Source organism: Mycobacterium neumannii, from assembly GCF_002245615.1.
GTDB lineage: Bacteria > Actinomycetota > Actinomycetes > Mycobacteriales > Mycobacteriaceae > Mycobacterium > Mycobacterium neumannii_A.
Genome location: NZ_NKCO01000016.1, coordinates 37,131 through 58,307 on the forward strand (window position 1 = coordinate 37,131; position 21,177 = coordinate 58,307).

Consider the following 21,177-nt stretch of genomic DNA (forward strand, 5'->3'; position numbering starts at 1 on the left):
TGGGCAACATTGCTATCCGGCGGTCCCCCCGCCTGGGCCTGCTGGTGGCCATCGCGGCGGCCAGTGTCGGTGTCATCTACGGCTACGACCTTTCCAACATCGCCGGTGCGCTTCTGTTCATCACCGACGAGTTCGGCTTGACCACTCGGCAGCAGGAATTGGTAACCACGGCGATAGTCATCGGCCAGATCGCCGGGGCGGTCGGCGGCGGGATGCTCGCCAACGCGATCGGGCGCAAGAAGTCGATGGTGCTCGTCGCCGTCGCGTACGCGGCCTTCGCGCTTCTCAGCGCGTTGTCGGTGTCGGTGCCCATGCTGCTGCTGTCGCGTTTTCTGCTTGGCCTCACCATCGGTGTGTCGGTGGTGGTCGTGCCGGTGTTCGTCGCCGAGTCAGCACCGGCGAAGGTCCGCGGTTCGCTGTTGGTCGCCTACCAGGTGGCCACGGTCGTCGGCATCATCATCGGTTACCTGGTCGCGTACTTCCTGGCCGGCTCGGGCAGTTGGCGGTGGATGCTCGGCCTGGCCGCGATACCGGCAGTGCTCGTGACGTTGCTACTGCTGTGGATGCCGGACACTGCGCGGTGGTACATGCTCAAGGGCCGGGTCGAGGAGGCCCGGCAAACCTTGCGCCGGGTCGAGCCGAGCGCCGACGTCGAGGCCGAACTCGCCGAAATCAGGCGCGCGCTCAAGGAGGAAACCGGCGGCGCGGTGCGCGAGATGCTCCGGCGGCCCTACCTTCGCGCCACGGTTTTCGTCGTGGTGCTCGGTTTCTTCATCCAGATCACCGGCATCAACGCGATCGTCTACTACAGCCCGAGACTGTTCGAGGCCATGGGCTTCGAAGGGTACTTCGCGCTGCTGATACTTCCAGCGCTGATCCAGGTCGCCGCCCTAGTAGCGGTGTTCGTCTCGCTCATGCTGGTCGACCGGGTAGGTCGACGACCGATCCTGCTGGGCGGCATCGCGATGATGGTCGCCGCTAACGCCATGCTGATCGGCGTTTTTGTTGCGGGCACGGAGTTCGGTGGTGCGCTCACCGCGGTCGGGTTCCTCGGCGTGCTGTTGTTCACGATCGGGTTCACCTTCGGCTTCGGCGCGTTGGTCTGGGTATACGCCGGTGAAAGCTTTCCTACCCGGCTCCGGTCGACGGGTTCGAGTGCGATGCTCACCTCCGATTTAGTGGCCAATGCCATCATCGCCGCCTTCTTCCTGACGATGCTCAATTCGCTGGGTGGTGGCGGAACGTTTGCGCTGTTCGGCGTTTTCGCGCTGGCAGCCCTCGTGTTCGTCTACCGATTCGCGCCGGAAACCAAGGGGCGCCCGCTCGAGGAGATCCGGCATTTCTGGGAGAACGGCGGGCGCTGGCCCGATGAAGCCGGCGAGGCGCCCGAGGATGCCGGCATGTTGAAGTGACGCTCATCGCCGCGGGGACCATGGTCTTGGAAGACCGGGTCTGCAAACCGGGTTGGTTGGCTACAGCAGCCGGTCGAATCATCGATTGCGCACCGGGCCCGGCGCCTCGACCGCCCGACCACGACTTCCCGGATCACGTCGTGGTGCCCGGGTTCGTCGACATGCACGTGCACGGCGGCGGCGGTGCGTCCTACACCGACGGCGTCAGCTCAGAGATCGAACAGGCCGCCGAGTTCCACCTGCGCCACGGCACCACCACGACGGTGGCCAGCCTTGTCACCGCCTCGCCCGACGACCTTCTGCGCCAAGTGCGGGTGCTCACCGAGATGACTCGACAGAACATCGTCGCCGGCGTGCACCTGGAAGGCCCCTGGCTCAGCGCGGTGCGCTGCGGTGCCCACGACTCGACTCTGATGCGCAACCCCGACCCCGCCGAGATCGACGCTCTGCTTGAGGCCGCAGACGGCACCATCCGGATGGTCACGCTGGCGCCCGAACTGCCCGGCAGTCTGGACGCCATCACCCGCATCATAGACGCGGATGTGGTCGTCGCCGTCGGGCATACAGATGCCAGTTACGACGACGCGAAACGTGCGATCGAATCGGGCGCGACCGTCGGCACCCATGTGTTTAACGCGATGCGGCCACTTCACCATCGCGACCCGGGGCCGGCGTTGGCGCTGCTGGAAGACCCGCGAATCACTGTCGAGCTCATCGCCGATGGCGTACACCTCCATCCCGCGCTCGTGCGGCAGATCATCGAGGCGGCCGGGCCTCGACGGGTCGCGTTGATCACCGACGCGATGGCGGCGGCCGGACTGCCGGACGGCTCGTTTCGGATCGGCGCAGTCGAGGTGGAGGTCACCGAGCGCGTCGCCCGCGTGCGCGGGAGACCGACCATCGCCGGCAGCACGGCGACCATGGATCAGCTTTTCCGGACCGTGGTCGGCCAACTCGGCGGCTCGGACGAGGCGCTGGCCAACGCGGTGCGGATGACGGCGACCACCCCCGCCAGTGCGTTGAAGCTCGACGATGTCGGCAGCCTACGCACCGGCAGAGACGCCAATTGTGTTGTGCTGGATAACAATCTAGGTGTCCATACAGTGATGCGCGACGGTTCGTGGCTGCCCCGCCGCTAACAACGTCCGGGCTCGAGCAGCATCGAATTTGGCCCACCTTCGCCCTCCGTATAACCTGGTCGGCGTGAACATCGCGACGCGCGCCGGCTATTGGCGCTTTATCGAGGCTCCGGGCGGAGCCGATAAAGCGCAGCGCTAAGCGACGCATCCACCCGGAGCCAGGCAGTGACCACCAGGTCGCTGCCTTTCGTCATTCAAGGGCCCTGGGCTTTCACCGGGCGCCCACAATCTCTCCAGAAAGGCACCCGAACATGAACCTGGCGCAGACCGCCACCCCGCCCGAAACCTCGGACCGGCGGGTCCGCGGTTTCAGCGAGATCCCCAGCCCGCACGAGGTGCTCACCGAGTTCCCGCTGGGAGCCCGGCGCGCCGAGCGGGTGGTGCGCGACCGGGAGGAGATCGCCGACATCCTCGCTGGCCGTGACGACCGGCTGCTGGTCGTCGTGGGACCGTGCTCGGTGCACGATCCGTCAGCGGCACTCGACTACGCCAGCCGGCTGGCCAGGGTGGCCGACAAGCTCAGCGACCGCCTCAAGGTCGTGATGCGGGTGTACTTCGAGAAGCCGCGCACCACGATCGGGTGGAAAGGCCTGATCAACGATCCCGGCATGGACGGCACCTTCGACGTCGCCCGCGGTCTGCGCATCGCCCGTCACCTGCTGCTCGACATCGTCGACATCGGCCTGCCGGTCGGGTGTGAGTTCCTCGAGCCGACCAGCCCGCAGTACATCGCCGACGCCGTCGCGTGGGGTGCGATCGGCGCCAGGACCACCGAATCCCAGGTGCACCGCCAACTGGCATCCGGGTTGTCGATGCCCGTCGGCTTCAAGAACGGCACCGACGGCAACATCCAGGTCGCCGTCGACGGGGTCAAGGCCGCCGCCGCACCGCACGTCTTCTTCGGCATGGACGATCTCGGGCGCGGCGCGTTGGTCAACACCGCGGGCAACGAGGACTGCCACGTCATCCTGCGTGGCGGTACCAATGGGCCGAACTGTGACGCCGAAGCCATCCGGACGACCGCGGCCAAGCTGACCGCGGCAGGATTGCCCGGCCGCGTCGTAATCGACTGCAGCCACGCCAATTCCGGAAAGGATCACGTCCGCCAGGCCCAGGTCGCCGCGGACGTCGCGCAGCTGGTACGCGACGGCTTACCGGTCAGCGGGGTGATGCTCGAGAGCTTCCTGGTGGCCGGTGCGCAGGCCCCCGAAGCCCGTCCCCTGACCTACGGGCAGTCGGTGACCGACAAGTGCATGGACTGGGCGACAACCGATTCGGTGCTGCGCACGCTTGCCGACCGCGGGTAGGCGTCTGCGGCGGTCAGGAAGCGCGCCGGATACCGCGTTTCAGCAACAGTTCGCGTTCGGACTCCGAGAGCCCGCCCCAGATGCCGTAGGGCTCACCGACGGCGAGGGCGTGTGCGCGGCACTGAGCGATCACCGGGCACTTACGGCACATCTCCTTGGCGCGCATCTCGCGTTGCGCGCGGGCGCGGCCGCGCTCTCCGTCGGGATGAAAGAACATGGAGGAATCGACGCCTCGACAGAGCCCGGCCATCTGCCAATCCCAAATGTCAGCGTTGGGTCCGGGCAGTTGCTGCGGTTGTGGCATTGGAAACCCCTCTCTGCACATCCATTTCGGAAACGAACGGATGAGTGAGTTCAAAAACCGATTCGAGCTCAAGTCACCGATGACCACTCGTGGACAAAGTATGGGCGCTTACGAAACCTCGTCAATAGCCTGCACATGTGCTTATTGACATAACCGCAGGCCCAGAATTTACATCACGTTCATCATTGCGACGCACAGACAACGAGAACGGTGCTAAACGAACCGAACGAGGTCGACCACGGAACCCATTTTTCCAGTTCGCGTCGATTACCCGTTCGCGGGCAAACTCCGCCCGCTTACACGGAAGTAACATTGCGAGCACCAATTGTTAACCCGTGGCCGAGCCAATTGATACCGTCGCGACTCGATGTCCGCAGAGACCGTTCTGGCCGCAGCCGCATTCGGTGACGATCCCGGCCGTTGGCCGTTGCCTGCCGGCGCCACTGCGCGCGAGTTGTGGCTGCGCGCCGTCGCGGCGGGCGGACAGGGCCGCTATGCCAGCGCCCGTGTCGATCTGGCCAAGCTCTTCCGGGCCGCAGGACCCGAACGATCATTGGCCCACAGCACCGAGGCGTCGTGCCTGCGTCAACTCGGCTGGCACGCTGCAGCGCGGCGATGGGACGGGCGGGCGCTGGCGCTTGCCGGATCGGATACCGAAGCGGCTGCGGATGCGTTGATCGGACTGGCCGCCGACGCGCTGGGAGTCGGCCGGTTCGAGGCGTCGGCGCGCGCGCTGGCCCGTGCCGCCGACCTGATGTCCGATCCGGCGCCGCCGAGGCTGCGGGTTCGGCTGGGATGGGTGTCGGCCGAACTGGCCATGGCTCGCGGCCTCGGCCGGACCGCGGTGGGTCACGCCGAACGCGCCGTCGACGCCGCCGCCGCCTTTGGCTCGGTACGCCACGAGGTGAAGTCGGCGGTCGTGTTTGCCGCAGCGCGGTGCAGTGCGGGTGACCTCGACGGCGCGCGGTCGGTGGCCGATACGGCTCTCGACGAGACGCAGCGCTTCGGAATGGTTCCACTGCAATGGGCGTTGGCTTGCTTGCTGGCCGACATCGGCAGCGCCAAGCATCCGGCACTCGACATGGTGGCGCTCCGCGATGCTTGTGCCGATACAGTGCGTCGGCGGGGCGGCGTGTGGTCGGTGCGGTAACCGGGTCCACGGGGAAGTGAAAGTTATTGTTTAGCTGACCGACCTACCGAGCTCGGTCCTGTTCGTAACGTTGGAGAGATCGCCCACGATGACATTTTCGGGAGAACGTCTCGATGCTGTCGTTGCTGAGGCCGTGGCAGGGAACCGAGACGCGCTCCGGGAGGTACTGGAGACCATTCGTCCGATCGTCGTTCGGTACTGCCGGGCGAGGGTAGGGGCGACAGAGCGCAGTGGCCTCTCAGCCGACGACGTTGCGCAGGAGGTTTGCTTGGCCGCCATCACGGCGCTGCCGCGTTACAAGGATCAGGGACGACCGTTCCTGGCCTTCGTGTACGGCATTGCCGCCCACAAGGTTGCTGACGCGCATCGCGCAGCAGCCAGGAATCGATCCGACCCGACCGATGTCGTGCCGGAGCGGTTCTCGCTGGACGCCGGACCCGAGCAGATGGCGCTCGATGCCGAGGCGTCGGCACGCATGAAGAAGCTCCTGGCCGTGCTTCCGGAAAAACAGCGCGAGATCCTGATCTTGCGCGTCGTCGTGGGAATGAGCGCCGAGGAGACCGCTGAAGCGGTCGGCAGCACGGCGGGCGCGGTACGCGTCGCCCAGCACCGCGCACTTGCGAAATTGAAGTCCGAGATCGTCGCGACGGGGCGTGACTATGCCTGACTTCGGACGCTGGACTTCGAACGGGGGAGATCCCTCGCTCAACGAGATCAACCGCACTGATCGGTTCCTCGATTCGCTGGCCACGCAGCAGCCGGTGTACTCGACCGATCCCAGTGAGGCGGAACTTGCCCAGCTGCTGGAGGGCTGGCGCGACGAGGTCCGCAGCGCACCTCTGACCGCCACGGTCACGCCGCGCGACGCGGTGCTGGCGCTCGACCGGGCCGCGGCATCGCGCCGCCGCACGCGCACGTCCTTGGCGGTCGTGGGGTCCGCCGCGGCCGCGGTGTTGTGCATCGGTGGCTTCGGCGCGGTGGTGGCCGGTTCCGGACCGGGCGACTCGCTGTACGGCCTGCGCACCATGCTGTTCGGCGAGCAGCAGGACACCCGCGACGACGCAGTCGTCCTGGCCGCGCAGACGCAGATGGCCGAGGTGCAGCAACTGATCGATGACGGTCAGTGGCAAGCCGCCCAGGACAAGCTCGAGACGTTGACGACGACCGTGGCGACGGTGAACGACACTGTGCGCAAAGAAGAGTTGGTCACGCAATGGCAGGAGCTGACGGTCAAGGTCGAGGCCCAGGACCCGGCGGCGACCCTGCCGCCGAATGCGCCGCCGCCGACCTTCCCCGAGGTCGTGGTGATTCCGAGCGACGGCGCGACCTCGTCGGAGACGACTGTGCCGCCGGGCACCTCTGAGCCGACCAGCACCTCCGAGACGCCCGCGCCGACCAGCCCGACCACTCCCTCGACGTCCGCGCCGACGACACCGTCGACCTCGCCGGCGCCATCCCCGACGCCGTCGACGACGGCTGCGCCGGGCGCACCGTCGCCCACGTCGGTGTCCGGCACTCCGCCGCCGACAGTGAGTGCCACGCCGCAGCCGACGTCGGCTCCGAACTCGCCGACGGCGCTGCCGACACCGACGGCGCAGCCGACCCCGTCGGCCACGCCACGGCCGACGGCGACGGCGGATACACCGCTGCCGACTCCGAGCCCTCGGGTGGTCGAGCAGCAGGAGGATGAGGTACCGACGGCCGCGCCGACGTCACAGCAACCGACCGTGCAGGCGCCAGCGCCGAGAACGGCCGCTACGACGGTGACCGTCCCGGATGCGGTCGAGGAACCGAGCTAGTCAGCGATAGCCGTCGGACTCCGACGTCGCCTCGTTGAGCGAGGCATCGGCGTAGCCGCGGCAGTAATCCCACGTCACGTAGGCGTCGGGTTCGGGATCATAGGCGGGCTCGTGCGGGCGCACCGTGCCGTCGACGAGCAGTTGCAGCAGGTTGGCGCGCAGCATGTCCCAGTCGTGATAGTGGTCCTGCTGGCATTCGTCGCAACACACGACCAGTCCGCGGATGCCCCTGTGCGCCAGAAGCGCCTCGTACACCGCCAGATCGGCGAGATCGGCCTCGACTGCCGTCCGCTCCTGCGGGTCCAGCGGCTGGCCCGGCTCGAGCGCGTCGAGGGCGGCCGAAGGGTCGCACGGGTCGTCGGCGAACGGGTCCGGTGGCAAACCCGGTGGCAGGTGGTCACGCACGAGTCCACACTACGCAGCGGGACGGGGATAACGCTAGCCGTCACGCCGACGTCGTCGACGAACCAAGAGTTATGTGCGTCATGGCACGTGAGACCGGGAAGCCGGCCGCCAGCCGATAGGATGGTTTCTTAGCTCGACGACAGTGTTCGGCTGCGTTTGTATCTGGAGGCCCCCACCATGTCGATCGCCGAAAGCAGCATCCCCATCGCGGTGCCGGTGCCTACCGGCGGGGATGACCCGACGAAAGTCGCCATGCTCGGCCTGACCTTCGATGACGTGCTTTTGCTGCCCGCCGCCTCCGACGTGGTGCCCGCGACCGCCGACACCTCGAGCCAGTTGACGAGAAACATCCGGCTCAAGGTGCCGCTGGTGAGCTCCGCGATGGACACCGTCACCGAATCGCGCATGGCGATCGCGATGGCCCGGGCCGGCGGGATGGGCGTGTTGCACCGCAACCTTCCGGTGGCCGAGCAGGCCGGCCAGGTCGAGACGGTCAAACGGTCCGAGGCGGGGATGGTCACCGACCCGGTCACCTGCTCGCCAGACAACACGCTGGCCGAGGTCGACGCGATGTGCGCGCGATTCCGGATCTCCGGGTTGCCCGTCGTCGACGACACCGGCGAGCTGGTCGGCATCATCACCAACCGCGACATGCGCTTCGAGGTGGACCAGTCCAAGCCGGTCTCCGAGGTGATGACCAAGGCCCCGCTTATCACCGCCCGCGAGGGCGTCTCTGCCGAGGCGGCGCTAGGGCTGTTGCGGCGCAACAAGATCGAGAAGCTTCCGATCGTCGACGGGCACGGCAAGCTGACCGGGCTGATCACCGTCAAGGACTTCGTCAAGACCGAACAGTTCCCATTGTCGACCAAGGACAAGGACGGCAGGCTGCTCGTCGGGGCGGCTGTCGGTGTCGGTGACGACGCCTGGACGCGGGCGATGACGCTGGTGGACGCGGGAGTCGATGTGCTTGTGGTCGACACCGCGCACGCGCACAACCGCGGCGTGCTGGACATGGTCAGCCGGGTCAAGGCCGCCGTGGGCGACCGGGTCGAGGTGATCGGCGGCAACGTGGCGACGCGTGCGGCAGCGGCTGCGCTGGTGCAGGCCGGCGCCGACGCCGTGAAGGTCGGGGTCGGGCCGGGCTCGATCTGCACCACCCGCGTGGTCGCAGGCGTGGGAGCACCGCAGATCACCGCGATCTTGGAAGCTGTAGCGGCCTGTCGACCGTATGGTGTGCCGGTCATCGCGGACGGCGGACTGCAGTATTCCGGCGACATCGCCAAGGCCCTGGCCGCGGGCGCGTCGACCGCGATGCTGGGCTCGCTGCTCGCGGGCACCGCCGAGTCGCCCGGTGAGTTGATCTTCGTCAACGGCAAGCAGTTCAAGAGCTACCGCGGCATGGGCTCGCTCGGCGCCATGCAGGGCCGCGGTGCGGCCGGGGCGCTGCGGGGGTCCTACTCAAAGGACCGCTACTTCCAGGACGACGTGCTCAGCGAGGACAAGCTCGTGCCCGAGGGCATCGAGGGCCGGGTGCCGTTCCGCGGTCCGCTGGCTACGGTGATCCACCAGCTCACCGGCGGGCTGCGCGCGGCGATGGGGTACACCGGGTCGGCGACGATCGAACAGTTGCAGCAGGCCCAGTTCGTGCGGATCACCGCGGCGGGGCTCAAGGAAAGCCACCCGCACGACATCACGATGACGGTCGAGGCGCCGAACTACTACACCCGCTGACGAGCGCTTGCGCGAGGAACAGAACGTACTGACAGGAGAAACTGGCCATGCGAGACATGGTTGAGCTCGGCATGGGCAGAACCGCCCGCCGCACCTACGAACTCGACGACGTCAACATCGTGCCGTCGCGGCGCACCCGGTCGTCGCAGGACGTGTCGACGGCCTGGCAACTGGACGCCTACCGATTCGAGATCCCGGTGGTGGCCCATCCCACCGATGCGCTGGTGTCGCCGGAGTTCGCGATCGAGATCGGTCGGCTCGGCGGGCTCGGTGTCCTCAACGGCGAAGGCCTGATCGGCAGGCACGCCGACGTCGAAGCCAAGATCGCGCAGGTGATCGAGGCGGCGGAGAAGGAACCGGAGCCCTCGGCCGCGATCCGACTGCTGCAGCAGTTCCACGCCGCCCCGCTGGACCCGGATCTGCTCGGCGCGTCCGTGGCGCGCATCCGCGAGGCCGGTGTGACGACCGCGGTGCGCGTCAGCCCGCAGAACGCCCGCGCGCTGACGCCGACACTGCTCGCCGCGGGAATCGACCTGCTGGTCATCCAGGGCACGATCATCTCCGCCGAGCGGGTGGCCTCCAACGGGGAACCGCTGAACCTCAAGACCTTCATCTCCGAACTCGACGTGCCGGTCGTCGCGGGCGGCGTCCTCGACCACCGCACCGCGCTGCATCTGATGCGCACCGGCGCGGCCGGCGTCATCGTCGGCTATGGCTCGACCAGCGGCGTGACCACCAGTGACGAGGTGCTCGGGATCAGCGTCCCGATGGCCACCGCGATCGCCGACGCCGCCGCTGCGCGCCGCGAGTACCTCGACGAGACCGGCGGACGCTACGTCCACGTCCTTGCCGACGGCGACATGCACACCTCCGGCGATCTGGCGAAAGCCATCGCGTGCGGTGCGGACGCGGTGGTGCTCGGAACTCCGCTGGCGACCTCGGCCGAAGCGCTGGGCGCAGGCTGGTACTGGCCGGCCGCCGCCGCGCATCCGTCGCTGCCACGGGGTGCGTTCCTGCAAGTCGCGATGGGCGAGCGCCCGTCGTTGCAACAGGTCCTTACCGGTCCCTCCGACGATCCGTTCGGCTCGTTGAACCTGGTCGGCGGGCTGCGGCGCTCGATGGCCAAGGCCGGTTACTGCGACCTCAAGGAATTCCAGAAGGTCGGCCTGACCGTCGGGAGCTAGTCTTCGCGCCTACCCTGGACGAGGTGTTCTTCTTCCTCTTCAGCTATGGCACCAAACAGAAGCATCTCGGTGCCGGGGAGGTTCGGACCTGCCCGCGCTGCCACAACACCACCCAGTGGTCGCGGATTCGCGAGTTCAAGCAGTTCTCGCTGTTCTTCATTCCGGTGGCGCGTTGGAACCGTCGCCAGTTCGAGGTGTGCGGAATCTGCGGCACCGCCGTCGCGGTCTGACCGACGTGGAAAGTTACCCCGCGGTAACGTCATACTGGGTGTATGGAACCTGACTACGACGTCCTGGTGATCGGTTCGGGGTTCGGCGGCAGCGTCACGGCGCTGCGGCTCACCGAGAAGGGCTACCGCGTCGGTGTGCTCGAGGCCGGCAGGCGCTTCGAAGACGAGGACTTCGCCAGGACCTCGTGGAACCTGCGCAAGTTCCTGTGGGCGCCGCAGTTGGGCATGTACGGCATCCAGCGGATTCACCTGCTGCGCAACGTGATGATCCTGGCAGGCGCGGGTGTCGGAGGCGGCTCGTTGAACTACGCCAACACGCTCTACGTACCGCCGGACCCGTTCTTCAACGACCCGCAGTGGAAGGACATCACCGACTGGCGCGCGGAGCTCATGCCGCACTACGACCAGGCCCAGCGCATGCTCGGCGTCGTCACCAACCCCACGTTCACCGACGCCGACCGCGTGGTCAAGCAGGTCGCCGAGGAGATGGGTGTGGGCGATTCGTTCGTGCCGACGCCCGTGGGCGTCTTCTTCGGCCCGGACGGCACCAAAGCGCCCGGCGAGACCGTGCCCGACCCGTACTTCGGCGGCGCCGGACCGGCGCGCAAGGGGTGCATCGAGGTCGGCGAATGTATGACCGGCTGCCGCCACAACGCCAAGAACACGCTGGTCAAAAATTATCTGTACCTGGCCGAGAAGTTCGGCACGACGATCCACCCGATGACCACCGTCACCGGCTTCGAGCAGCGCCCGGACGGGCTCTGGAATGTGCACACCGTCCGGACCGGTCGCTGGGTTCGCAAGCAGAAGCGCACCTTCACCGCGTCACACGTCGTGCTGGCGGCCGGCACCTGGGGCACGCAGCGGTTGTTGTTCAAGATGCGCGACAAGGGCAAGTTGCCGAACCTGTCCGACAAGCTCGGTGTGCTGACCCGCACCAACTCCGAATCCATCGTCGGCGCCGGACGATTCGAGGTGACCGACGACCTCAACCTGACGCACGGCGTGGCGATCACCTCGTCGTTCCACCCCACCTCCGACACCCACATCGAGCCGGTGCGCTACGGCAAGGGCTCCAATGCCATGGGCCTGCTGCAGACGCTGATGACCGACGGCGACGGCCCCGAAGGTACCGATACGCCGCGGTGGAAACAGCTGTTCCTCAACGCGCGCAAGGATCCTCGCGGCACAGTGCGGTTGCTCAACGTCCGGCGGTGGAGCGAACGCACGTTGATCGCACTGGTCATGCAGCACCTCGACAATTCGATCACCACGTTCACCAAGCGCAACAGGCTCGGTATCAGGCGCTACCTGAGCAAACAGGGCCACGGGGCGCCCAACCCGACGTGGATTCCCGTCGGGAATCGGGTCACCCGCCGGATCGCCGAAAAGATCGACGGCGTCGCGGGCGGCACCTGGGGCGAGTTGTTCAACATCCCCCTCACCGCGCACTTCCTCGGCGGCGCCGCCATCGGCGACGACGCGCAGCACGGCGTCATCGATCCGTATCACCGGGTGTACGGCTATCCGACGCTCTCGGTGCACGATGGTGCGTCGATTTCGGCGAATCTCGGTGTCAATCCGTCACTTTCGATCACCGCCCAGGCTGAGCGCGCGGCCTCGCTGTGGCCGAACAAGGGTGAGTCCGACCTGCGGCCGGAACAGGGGCAGCCGTACCGCCGGTTGGCGCCCGTCGCGCCGCAGAACCCGGTCGTCCCGGCCCACGCACCCGCTGCGCTGCGCTGGTTGCCGATCCAACCCGTCACCTCGGCTGGTTGAGAAGCGGCCGATTCGGGTAACTAACTCCCGCTATCGCGACCGCACATCTTGCGAGTGAGGGGAGTCGCCGATGCGGACCGCTTATCAAGAGCAACTGACCGCACTGAGCGCCCAGCTCGGCAAGATGTGCGGGCTGGCGGTCAGTGCACTCGAGCGGGCGACGGAAGCACTGCTCGACGCGGATCTCTCGCTCGCCGAGCAGGTCATCGCCGACCACGAGCACATCATCGAGCTCAACCGGCAAGCCGAGGAGGCGGCGCTGCGGATCCTCGCGCTGCAACAACCGGTCGCCAGTGACCTGCGCAGAGTGGTCGGCTCCATCCACATCGCCGCGGACATCGACCGGATGGGCGCGCTGGCGGCCCACGTGGCCGGCATCTCGCGGCTGCGGCACCCGGATTGCGCGCTGCCTGCCGACGTGCGCGCGAGCTTCGCCGAGATGGGTGCGCGCGCGGTGCAACTGGCGAAGACGGCACAGGAGGTGTTGCTGTCGCCCGATCCCGACAAGGCGGCGAGGCTGCGCGACGAGGATGACGCCGTCGACGCCGAGCACCGGCACCTGTTCACGCTGTTGATCGACCACAAGTGGCAGGACGGGGTGTGCTCGGCCGTCGATGTGGCGCTGCTGGGGCGCTACTACGAGCGGTTCGCCGACCACGCCGTCGAGATCGGCAAGCGCGTGGTGTTCGAGGCGACCGGCGGTCTGCCCGGTCACAAGCAGATCGGGTAGCAGGACCTAGGTCGGGCGCCGGCGCACCGGCTCGCGCCCCGGCGGTTGTTGAGGCGTCGGCAGTAGCGGCCGGCAATGGCGAACCGGAACGGTTGTGGGCTCCCGGGAATCCAGGTGCAGGTCTTCGCCGCCGTGGCGGATCAGCAGTTCGCCCTCCGGGCCGTCACGCAGCGTATAGGTGACCTCGTCGTGATCGGCATCGACAGTGAGGCGAAAGTTCCTCCACCTCAACCGAAATCGTAGGCGAGAGATCCCGTCGGGCAGTCGGGGGTTGAGCTCGAGTACCCCTTCATCGTCACGGAGCCCGCCGAATCCTGCCACCATCGCGGCCCATGCACCGCCGAGCGACGCCATGTGCAGGCCGTCGCGGGTGTTGTGGTGGAGATCGCGCAGATCGATCATCGCCGCCTCGTAGGCGTAGTCATGGGCGAGTTCGAGATGACCGACGTCGGCGCACATCACCGCCTGTGTACACGCCGACAGCGACGAATCCCGTGTGGTGCGTCGTTCGTAATAGTCGACGTTGCGGGCCTTTTGTTCGGCGGTGAACGCATGGCCCTGCCAGTGCATCGCCAACACCAGGTCCGCTTGTTTGATCACCTGCGCCGGGTAGAGCCGAACATACGGCTCGTTCATCAGCAGTGGATAGATCGTGTTGGCGTGAAAGTCCCACTCGCGCAACGTCGTGAAACCGTCACACTGCTGATGCACGCCCAGCTCCTCGTCGAACGGGATGTGGACCGTGTCGGCGGCGTGGCGCCACACCGCCATCTCTTCGGTGGTGACCCCGGCTGTCTGGGCGGCGTCGACATTGCGCGCACACGCCTCTGCGGCCGCCCGAAGGTTGGCCGCCGCCATCAGGTTGGTGAACACGTTGTCGCGCACGATGGCCGTGTACTCGTCGGGTCCGGTCACCCCGTCGACGTGCCACACCCCGTGACGGTCGTGGTGACCGAGTGACGCCCACAGCCGCGCGGTCTCGATGAGCACCGTCAGCCCACATTCCTCTTCGAGCGAATGGTCCCCTGTGACAATGCGGTAGCGCTCGAACGCCATTGCGATGTCGGCGTTGACGTGGAAGGCCGCGGTGCCCGCCGGCCAGTAAGCCGAGCACTCCTCGCCGCGGATGGTGCGCCACGGGTATGCGGCGCCGTCGAGGTCCAGCAGCGTCGCCCGCTCCTTGGCCAGCGGGAGAATCGAAGCGCGCCAACGCAATGCGTCGGCAGCCGCCGAGGGTTGGGTGTAGGTCAGCAGCGGCAGGACGAAACCCTCGGTGTCCCAGAAGGCGTGGCCGTCATAACCCGTTCCGGTGAGACCCTTGCCGGGGATCGCGCGGCGCTCGGCGCGCGCGCTGGCCTGCAGGACGTGGAAGAGGGCGAACCGTACCGCCTGCTGGCAGTCGGGGTCGCCCTCCACCTCGACGTCCGCACCGTCCCAGAAATCGTCGAGGTAGGCCCGCTGGGCATCGAGCAACCCCTGCCAGCCGGTGTAACGCGCGCTGCTGAGCGCCGCCGCCGCCTGGTCGCGCAGTGCCGGGCGCGACCGCAGGCTGGACCAGCCGTAGGCGAGGTACTTGACGATGCGGAGACGCTGGCCGGGACGCAGCCCGCAGATGATCGTCGTGTTGGCCCAGTCCTTGCCGGCGCCGGTGTCCACCTCGACACGACCGGGAACCTCGATGTCGTGGTCCATGGCCGCGGCCATCATCAGGTTGCTTCCACGGGTGCGGTGCAGCAGGATCGCGCCGTGTTCGGAGTGCTCGTACTGCACCGGCTCCAACGGTCTTTCCAGGACGGCCGAGACCCGCGGGTCCTTCGTCGACGGCGGCAACTCCTCGTTGGCCACCAGTTCCGATTGCGCCGTGACACGGACGAATTCGTCCTGCGCCTCGACGATGTACTCGATGGCCGCGACGCTGCGTTGGGTCAGTGAAACGATCCGCGTGGAAGTGATTCTGATCCGCTTACCTGCCGGTGAACACCAGCAGGCGGTGCGTCTGAGCGTGCCCGTCCGAAAATCCAGAACTCGTTCGTGGTCGAGCAGTTCGCCGTAACGCACGTCGAACGGTTCGTCGTCGACCAACAGGCGCACCAACTTGCCGTTGGTGACGTTGACGACTGTCTGCCCGTCCTCAGGCCAGCCGTATCCTGCCTCGGCGTACGGAAGGGGGCGAACCTCGTAGAACGAATTGAGATAGGTGCCGGGCAAAGCGTGTGGTTCGCCTTCGTCGAGATTTCCACGCATGCCGATGTGGCCGTTGGACAGCGCGAACAACGACTCCGACTGTGCGAGCATGTCGAGGTCGAGCGATTGCTCGCGGATCTGCCACGGTTCTACGGGGTAGACGTCGTCGTGCAGGCTCACGTGAGCAGCTCCGCCAGGTCGGTGACCACGATGTCGGCCCCGTTGTGCCGCAACGCTTCTGCGTGGCCTACCCGATCGACGCCGATAACCAGGCCGAATCCTCCGGCCCGTCCTGCCGCCACGCCGGAGATCGCGTCTTCGTACACAGCACCCTGTTCGGGTGTCACGTCGAGAAGCTCGGCTGCGCGCAGGAACGAATCGGGCGCGGGTTTTCCTGCGATGTTCTCTTCGCGCAACACGACACCGTCCACCCGGTGTTGGACGAATTCGGCCAGCCCAGTCATGTCGAGCACCTCGCGGGTGTTGGCGCTGGACGACACCACCGCGATGCCCAGCCCCGCATTCGCGGTCGCTTCGAGATAGCGGCGCGAACCCTCGAACACCTCGACCCCGTCGGTCCGCAGAATCTGTTGGAACATCTGGTTCTTGGTGTTGCCCAGTGCGTGGACGGTTTCGTTCTGAGGCGGGTCGCCGTGATCGCCCTCGGGTATCTCGATGCCCCGACTCGCCAGAAACGACCGCACGCCATCCTCACGCTTCTTGCCGTCGACATAGGTGAGGTAGTCACTTTGCACGTCGAACGGTGTGAACACCTCGCCGGTGAGCTCCGCTCGTCGACGGAGGAAGTCGTCGAACATCGCCTTCCATGCTTTCTTGTGCACACTCGCGGTGTCTGTCAACACGCCGTCGAGGTCGAACAATGCGGCGCGGATCCCAGCGGGTAGACCGAGTCTTTCGGTTTCAGGCACAAACCACCCATTCCCGTTATCACGCGCAGACATACCTGCGCGTCGATGAACTTACTGCAGCTTTGAAATTGACGCACTCAGCAAACAATTGCCTTATATTGAGCGAGCTTGTCCGTCCGACAGGGTGCTACTCGAGAAAAGGGACCCCCATGACCTATCCGCCTCAGCCTCCGCCGCCACCACCGCCGCAGGGTTATGGTCCGCCTCCCGGGGGTGGTTACCCAGCGCAGCAGCCCGACAGCAACCTCGTATGGGGAATCCTGGTTACGGTGTTGTGCTGCTTGCCGTTTGGCATCGTGTCGATCATCAACGCCGCCAAGGTGTCCGGCCTGTGGAGCCAGGGTCAGTACGCGCAGGCGCAGAAGGCGTCCGACGATGCCAAGAAGTGGGCGATCTGGGGTGCGATTGCGGGTGTCATCGTCATCGTCATCTATCTCGTCATCGGCCTGGCGGGCGGCGGACTGGCTTACATGTGATCCACGTGCACTCGCTCACCGCGCCGCTGGCGGTCGCCACCGCCGCGGTGGGCGGGTGCGCGGCGATCTGGTTGGCGGATCCGACCGTGTCCGGCGGGCTACTGCCCGTCTGCCCGACCAAGGCGCTGCTCGGCATCGACTGCCCCGGGTGCGGGAGCCTGCGGATGATCTACTCACTGCTGCACCTCGACGTCGCCGCGGCGGTCCGGTTCAACGCACTCGGCGTGCTCGCGTTGGTGTTCCTGCTGTGGGCATACGGGACCTGGGTCTACGGGTCTCTGGCGGGCAGACGGGTGCGCAGTTGGCAGCACCTGCGGTGGTCGGCGCCGGTGGCGGTGGTGCTGACCGCGGCGTGGTTCGTCATGCGCAACTTGCCGTTTGAGCCGTTCACCGCGCTGCACGTCTGACGTCCTCGCGGCCAACTAGACTGACCGGGTGACATCAGGATCTCCCCGACCCGTACTGGTTGTCGATTTCGGGGCGCAGTATGCGCAGCTGATCGCCCGACGGGTCCGCGAGGCGCGGGTGTATTCCGAGGTGATCCCGCACACCGCCAGCGTCGAGGAGATCAAGGCGCGCGACCCTCAGGCCATCGTGCTCTCCGGAGGGCCTGCGAGTGTCTACGAGGACGGCGCCCCGCAACTGAACGCGGAGCTGTTCGACCTCGACGTTCCGGTGTTCGGAATCTGCTACGGGTTTCAGGCGATGGCGCAGGTGCTCGGCGGTACCGTCGCGCGGACGGGAACCCGTGAATACGGCCGTACGGAGCTGAAAGTCACTGGGGGAGAGCTTCATTCGGACCTGCCGGCTACCCAGCCGGTATGGATGAGTCACGGCGACGCGGTCACCGAGGCGCCCGACGGCTTCGAGGTGGTGGCCGCCAGCAGCGGTGCGCCGGTCGCGGCGTTCGAGCATCGCGGCCGCCGGCTGGCGGGTGTGCAGTACCACCCGGAGGTGATGCACACCCCGCACGGCCAGCAGGTGCTAAGCCGCTTCCTGCACGAGTTCGCGGGGATCGACTCGACATGGACGCCTGCCAACATCGCCGACGCGCTCGTCGAGCAGGTCCGCGAGCAGATCGGTGAGGGGCGGGCGATCTGCGGGCTGTCAGGTGGCGTGGACTCCGCGGTCGCCGCGGCGCTTGTGCAACGCGCCGTCGGGGACCGGTTGACCTGTGTGTTCGTCGACCACGGCTTGCTGCGGGCGGGGGAGCGGGCCCAGGTGCAGCGCGACTTCGTCGCCGCCACGCACGCCAACCTGGTCACCGTCGACGTCGCCGACCGGTTCCTCGAGGCGTTGTCCGGCGTGACGAATCCCGAAGGCAAGCGCAAGATCATCGGACGGGAGTTCATCCGGGCTTTCGAAGGGGCTGTGCGGGGGCTTGTCGAGGGCGGCGGTCCAGATGTCGATTTCCTGGTGCAGGGCACGTTGTATCCCGACGTCGTCGAGTCCGGCGGAGGTTCGGGTACCGCGAACATCAAGAGCCACCACAACGTGGGAGGCCTGCCCGACGACCTGAAGTTCAAGCTCGTCGAGCCGTTGCGGTTGCTGTTCAAAGACGAGGTCCGGGCGGTGGGCCGCGAGCTCGGTCTGCCCGAGGAAATCGTTGCGCGTCAGCCTTTTCCGGGGCCGGGGCTGGGTATCCGGATCGTCGGCGAGGTCACTGCCGCACGGCTGGAGACGCTGCGTCGCGCCGATGCGATCGCGCGCGAGGAACTGACCTCCGCCGGGCTCGACAACCAGATCTGGCAGTGCCCCGTCGTCCTGCTCGCCGACATCCGTTCGGTGGGTGTGCAAGGTGATGGCCGGACCTATGGGCATCCGATCGTGCTGCGCCCGGTCTCCAGCGAGGACGCGATGACCGCCGACTGGACGCGCGTGCCGTACGAAGTCCTCGAACGTATCTCGACCCGCATCACCAACGAGGTGGCGGAGGTCAACCGGGTGGTGCTGGACGTGACGAGCAAGCCGCCCGGCACCATCGAGTGGGAGTAGTTCTCCCCTTCTGAAGACCGCCTGAACCGCTTGACGCTGTCGGTGGGTGGGTGTTTACTCGCTATATCGAACAAATGTTCGAAAAACCAGTGAGACAGACGATGCGAGAGGTGCTGTTGTGACAGCCGCCGTGAGCCTGGATCAGCGTCAGCTTACCCGCGCTGAACAGGTGGAACACCTGCGTCGCAAGATTGCGGCGGTGTCCAGCAAGGTGGGCGGCAGCCGTCGTGGAGCGGCGTCGACGAGCGAGCCGCTTCCGGACTCGGAAACTTTGCTGCCGATGCCCGAATCGCTGGACGGGCTGCTTCCGGCGTCGTTGCCGCGCGGGACGGTGGCGGTGGTCTCGGGGGCCAGGTCGCTGCCGCTGAGCATGGTCGCGGCGGTGACGGCGGAGGGTGGGCACGCCGCGATCGTCGGCCAACCCGACGTCGGTCTGCTGGCGGCCGTGGAGATGGGCGCCGACCTGAGCCGGATCGCAGTCATCCCCGAACCGGGCGCCGATCCGGTCGAGGTCGCGGCCGTGCTGATGGACGGTATGGATCTGGTGGTGCTCGGCCTGGGCGGGCGGTCGGTGCCGGCCACCCGCGCGCGGGCAGTGGTGGCCCGGGCCCGCCAGAAGGGCTGCACGCTGCTGGTCACCGGTGGCGACTGGCAGGGTGCGTCGGCCCGGTTGGAGGCCTCGGTATGCGGCTATGAGATCACCGGGCAGGGGCGACCGGGCTTCGGCCGCATCGGCCGGGTCCGGCTGGCCACCCGGGCATGGGGGCGGTCGTTCGGTTCCGTCCGCGCGGTAGGCGGATGAGTGGCCCGCTCTTCCCGCGACTCGTCACGGTCGCGCGTTCTGGCCATCTGGTGCATGGACTGGCCGGCCGTCGCCGCGGCGGCCGCAGCCGACCTGCCGCCGACCGCCCCGATCGCGGTGACGCTGGCCAACCGGGTCATCGCCTGTTCGGCATCGGCCCGATCGGCGGGAGTGCGACGCGGGCTGCGTCGCCGGGAAGCCCAAGCCCGGTGCCCGGAACTGCATGTGGTCACCGCCGATCCGGCGCGCGATGCCCGCCACTTCGAAAACGTCACGATCGCGGTGGACGACTTGGTACCACGTGCCGAAGTGTTGCGGCCGGGCCTGCTGGTGCTGCCGGTCCGGGGCGCGGCCCGCTACTTCGGGTCCGAACAGGCCGCCGCTGAGCGGTTGGTCGACGCGGTGGCCGCCGCCGGCGCCGAATGTCAGGTGGGAGTCGCCGACCAGTTGCCCACTGCGGTCTTCGCCGCGCGGGCGGGGCGGATCGTCGAGCCCGGACAGGATGCGCTGTTCCTGTCGGCGCTGTCGATCCGCCAGTTGGCCACCGAGCCCAGCCTGGCCGCCCCCGGCCGGGAAGACCTGGCGGACCTGCTGTGGCGCATGGGGATTCGCAACATCGGACAGTTCGCCGCGCTGTCCCGCAGCGATGTGGCCTCGCGGTTCGGGGCCGACGCGGTGGCCGCGCACCAATTCGCCTGCGGCGAGCCCACCCGTGGTCCGTCAGGCCGGGATCCCGATCCCGACCTCGACGCCGTCATGGACTGCGATCCGCCGATCGACCGGGTGGACGCCGCCGCTTTCGCCGGACGGTCGCTGGCCGCCGACCTGCACCGCACCCTGGCCGCGTCCGGTGTGGGATGCACCCGACTGGCCATCCATGCCCGCACCGCCAATGGTGAAGAGCTGGAACGAGTTTGGCGTTGTGCCGAACCGCTGACCGAGGATGCCACCGCCGACCGGGTGCGCTGGCAGCTTGACGGCTGGCTGAACAGGCGCAACCCCAACGACCGGCCCACCGCGCCCATCACGGTGATCCGGTTGCGCCCGGTGGAGGTGGTGTCGGCCGAGGCGCTGCAGCTGCCACTGTGGGGCGGAGTGGGTGAAGAGGATCGACTGCGCGCCCGTCGTGCGCTGGTGCGCGTGCAGGGTCTGCTGGGGCCGGAGGCGGTGCAGGTCCCGGTGCTCAGCGGCGGTCGAGGCCCTGCCGAGCGCATCACGTTCACCCCGCTGGGGGATGAGCAGGTGCCGCGGGCCGATCCGTGTCAGCCGTGGCCGGGCCAGCTGCCCGAACCGTCGCCGACCGTGCTGCTCGACGATCCGGTCGAGTTGTTCGACGCCGACGGCCGTCCGGTGCGGGTGACCGCTCGTGGCCTGTTCTCCACCGATCCCGCGCGGTTGGACGCGCCGGGCAAGGCCGTCAAGGCGGGCAGATTGACCTGGTGGGCAGGACCATGGCCGGTCGACGAACGATGGTGGGATCCGGAAGGCCGCAAAGCCGGCCGCACCGCCCGCGCACAGGTGTTGCTCGACGACGAGTCCTCACGCGAAGCCCGACCGGGGCAGGCCTTGCTGCTGTGCTACCGGCAGCGACGGTGGTACGTCGAAGGGATTTATGAATGAC

The 21,177-nt window shown here is 67.4% G+C and carries 20 protein-coding genes; 16 read left to right on the forward strand and 4 right to left on the reverse strand.

Going from position 1 to position 21,177, the window contains the following annotated elements:
- The first annotated feature begins 14 nt into the window (after positions 1 to 14).
- The 3 genes from CEX88_RS17910 (at position 15) to CEX88_RS17920 (ending at position 3,858) form a co-directional block, all read left to right on the forward strand.
- Positions 15 to 1,412 (forward strand): sugar porter family MFS transporter, encoded by a 1,398-nt coding sequence (locus CEX88_RS17910; RefSeq protein ID WP_064419563.1) that lies wholly within the window; start codon positions 15 to 17, stop codon positions 1,410 to 1,412.
- Complete coding sequence (nagA, locus tag CEX88_RS17915) at positions 1,409 to 2,551, forward strand: N-acetylglucosamine-6-phosphate deacetylase (RefSeq protein WP_094294506.1); 1,143 nt, start codon at positions 1,409 to 1,411, stop codon at positions 2,549 to 2,551. Before CEX88_RS17910 ends, nagA begins: the two co-directional genes overlap by 4 nt.
- Before the next feature lie 251 nt (positions 2,552 to 2,802).
- Positions 2,803 to 3,858, forward strand: a complete 1,056-nt coding sequence (locus CEX88_RS17920) for a 3-deoxy-7-phosphoheptulonate synthase (RefSeq protein WP_094294507.1) — start codon at positions 2,803 to 2,805, stop codon at positions 3,856 to 3,858.
- Positions 3,859 to 3,871: 13 nt separating this feature from the next.
- On the opposite strand, the gene CEX88_RS17925 is transcribed toward CEX88_RS17920, so the two are convergent.
- Complete coding sequence (locus CEX88_RS17925) at positions 3,872 to 4,162, reverse strand: WhiB family transcriptional regulator (RefSeq protein WP_064400598.1); 291 nt, start codon at positions 4,160 to 4,162, stop codon at positions 3,872 to 3,874.
- 367 nt (positions 4,163 to 4,529) lie between these two features.
- Here CEX88_RS17925 and CEX88_RS17930 point away from each other — a divergent pair, with 367 nt between their 5' ends.
- From CEX88_RS17930 to CEX88_RS17940, 3 genes are all read left to right on the forward strand, one after another.
- Positions 4,530 to 5,312, forward strand: a complete 783-nt coding sequence (locus tag CEX88_RS17930) for a hypothetical protein (RefSeq protein WP_094294508.1) — start codon at positions 4,530 to 4,532, stop codon at positions 5,310 to 5,312.
- 88 nt (positions 5,313 to 5,400) lie between these two features.
- Complete coding sequence (locus CEX88_RS17935) at positions 5,401 to 5,979, forward strand: sigma-70 family RNA polymerase sigma factor (RefSeq protein ID WP_094294509.1); 579 nt, start codon at positions 5,401 to 5,403, stop codon at positions 5,977 to 5,979.
- Positions 5,972 to 7,111, forward strand: a complete 1,140-nt coding sequence (locus tag CEX88_RS17940; RefSeq protein ID WP_094294510.1) for an anti-sigma-D factor RsdA — start codon at positions 5,972 to 5,974, stop codon at positions 7,109 to 7,111. Before CEX88_RS17935 ends, CEX88_RS17940 begins: the two co-directional genes overlap by 8 nt.
- On the opposite strand, the gene CEX88_RS17945 is transcribed toward CEX88_RS17940, so the two are convergent.
- On the reverse strand, positions 7,112 to 7,516 hold the full coding sequence (locus CEX88_RS17945) for a DUF5319 domain-containing protein (RefSeq protein ID WP_064345682.1): 405 nt from the start codon (positions 7,514 to 7,516) through the stop codon (positions 7,112 to 7,114). It lies immediately after the preceding gene.
- 177 nt (positions 7,517 to 7,693) lie between these two features.
- Here CEX88_RS17945 and guaB point away from each other — a divergent pair, with 177 nt between their 5' ends.
- The 5 genes from guaB to phoU all read left to right on the forward strand — a co-directional run bounded on the left by guaB (position 7,694) and on the right by phoU (position 13,170).
- Positions 7,694 to 9,247 carry an IMP dehydrogenase gene (guaB, locus tag CEX88_RS17950; RefSeq protein ID WP_094294511.1) on the forward strand — a complete coding sequence of 518 codons (1,554 nt, stop codon included), beginning with the start codon at positions 7,694 to 7,696 and terminating at the stop codon, positions 9,245 to 9,247.
- Between the two features lie 56 nt (positions 9,248 to 9,303).
- The gene (locus CEX88_RS17955; protein WP_197505940.1) at positions 9,304 to 10,431 is read left to right on the forward strand and encodes a GuaB3 family IMP dehydrogenase-related protein; all 1,128 of its coding nucleotides are present in this window, start codon (positions 9,304 to 9,306) and stop codon (positions 10,429 to 10,431) included.
- Positions 10,432 to 10,454: 23 nt separating this feature from the next.
- Positions 10,455 to 10,661, forward strand: a complete 207-nt coding sequence (locus CEX88_RS17960; RefSeq protein ID WP_066849288.1) for a zinc-ribbon domain-containing protein — start codon at positions 10,455 to 10,457, stop codon at positions 10,659 to 10,661.
- Between the two features lie 42 nt (positions 10,662 to 10,703).
- Complete coding sequence (locus CEX88_RS17965) at positions 10,704 to 12,440, forward strand: GMC oxidoreductase (RefSeq protein WP_094294512.1); 1,737 nt, start codon at positions 10,704 to 10,706, stop codon at positions 12,438 to 12,440.
- A gap of 70 nt (positions 12,441 to 12,510) precedes the next feature.
- On the forward strand, positions 12,511 to 13,170 hold the full coding sequence (phoU, locus tag CEX88_RS17970) for a phosphate signaling complex protein PhoU (protein ID WP_094294513.1): 660 nt from the start codon (positions 12,511 to 12,513) through the stop codon (positions 13,168 to 13,170).
- A gap of 6 nt (positions 13,171 to 13,176) precedes the next feature.
- Here the strand turns inward: phoU and CEX88_RS17975 are convergent, their stop codons facing one another.
- Entirely contained in the window at positions 13,177 to 15,528 is a 2,352-nt protein-coding gene (locus tag CEX88_RS17975) for a glycoside hydrolase family 65 protein (protein WP_094294561.1), read from the reverse strand.
- A gap of 2 nt (positions 15,529 to 15,530) precedes the next feature.
- Entirely contained in the window at positions 15,531 to 16,283 is a 753-nt protein-coding gene (locus CEX88_RS17980; protein ID WP_238382107.1) for a beta-phosphoglucomutase family hydrolase, read from the reverse strand.
- A 149-nt stretch (positions 16,284 to 16,432) separates the two neighbouring features.
- On the opposite strand from CEX88_RS17980, the gene CEX88_RS17985 reads away from it, so the two are divergent.
- The 5 genes from CEX88_RS17985 (at position 16,433) to CEX88_RS18005 (ending at position 21,176) form a co-directional block, all read left to right on the forward strand.
- Positions 16,433 to 16,759 (forward strand): CD225/dispanin family protein, encoded by a 327-nt coding sequence (locus tag CEX88_RS17985; protein ID WP_064394276.1) that lies wholly within the window; start codon positions 16,433 to 16,435, stop codon positions 16,757 to 16,759.
- Positions 16,759 to 17,166 carry a DUF2752 domain-containing protein gene (locus CEX88_RS17990; RefSeq protein WP_094294562.1) on the forward strand — a complete coding sequence of 136 codons (408 nt, stop codon included), beginning with the start codon at positions 16,759 to 16,761 and terminating at the stop codon, positions 17,164 to 17,166. Before CEX88_RS17985 ends, CEX88_RS17990 begins: the two co-directional genes overlap by 1 nt.
- Positions 17,167 to 17,194: 28 nt before the next feature.
- Positions 17,195 to 18,754 (forward strand): glutamine-hydrolyzing GMP synthase, encoded by a 1,560-nt coding sequence (gene guaA, locus CEX88_RS17995; protein ID WP_094294515.1) that lies wholly within the window; start codon positions 17,195 to 17,197, stop codon positions 18,752 to 18,754.
- A gap of 118 nt (positions 18,755 to 18,872) precedes the next feature.
- A complete protein-coding gene (locus CEX88_RS18000) occupies positions 18,873 to 19,556 on the forward strand; it encodes a hypothetical protein (RefSeq protein ID WP_202931555.1) in 684 nt (227 codons plus the stop codon).
- 54 nt (positions 19,557 to 19,610) lie between these two features.
- Positions 19,611 to 21,176 carry a DNA polymerase Y family protein gene (locus CEX88_RS18005; RefSeq protein WP_202931557.1) on the forward strand — a complete coding sequence of 522 codons (1,566 nt, stop codon included), beginning with the start codon at positions 19,611 to 19,613 and terminating at the stop codon, positions 21,174 to 21,176.
- Position 21,177: the final 1 nt, after the last annotated feature.

Bases quoted from the DNA above. Each gene is read 5' to 3' on its own strand.
- CEX88_RS17920 (WP_094294507.1), top strand. From the start codon at position 2,803: ATGAACCTGGCGCAGACCGCCACCCCGCCCGAAACCTCGGACCGGCGG.
- CEX88_RS17925 (WP_064400598.1), bottom strand. From the start codon at position 4,162: ATGCCACAACCGCAGCAACTGCCCGGACCCAACGCTGACATTTGGGAT.
- CEX88_RS17930 (WP_094294508.1), top strand. From the start codon at position 4,530: ATGTCCGCAGAGACCGTTCTGGCCGCAGCCGCATTCGGTGACGATCCC.
- CEX88_RS17935 (WP_094294509.1), top strand. From the start codon at position 5,401: ATGACATTTTCGGGAGAACGTCTCGATGCTGTCGTTGCTGAGGCCGTG.
- CEX88_RS17940 (WP_094294510.1), top strand. From the start codon at position 5,972: ATGCCTGACTTCGGACGCTGGACTTCGAACGGGGGAGATCCCTCGCTC.
- guaB (WP_094294511.1), top strand. From the start codon at position 7,694: ATGTCGATCGCCGAAAGCAGCATCCCCATCGCGGTGCCGGTGCCTACC.
- CEX88_RS17955 (WP_197505940.1), top strand. From the start codon at position 9,304: ATGGTTGAGCTCGGCATGGGCAGAACCGCCCGCCGCACCTACGAACTC.
- CEX88_RS17965 (WP_094294512.1), top strand. From the start codon at position 10,704: ATGGAACCTGACTACGACGTCCTGGTGATCGGTTCGGGGTTCGGCGGC.
- phoU (WP_094294513.1), top strand. From the start codon at position 12,511: ATGCGGACCGCTTATCAAGAGCAACTGACCGCACTGAGCGCCCAGCTC.
- CEX88_RS17985 (WP_064394276.1), top strand. From the start codon at position 16,433: ATGACCTATCCGCCTCAGCCTCCGCCGCCACCACCGCCGCAGGGTTAT.
- CEX88_RS18005 (WP_202931557.1), top strand. From the start codon at position 19,611: ATGGACTGGCCGGCCGTCGCCGCGGCGGCCGCAGCCGACCTGCCGCCG.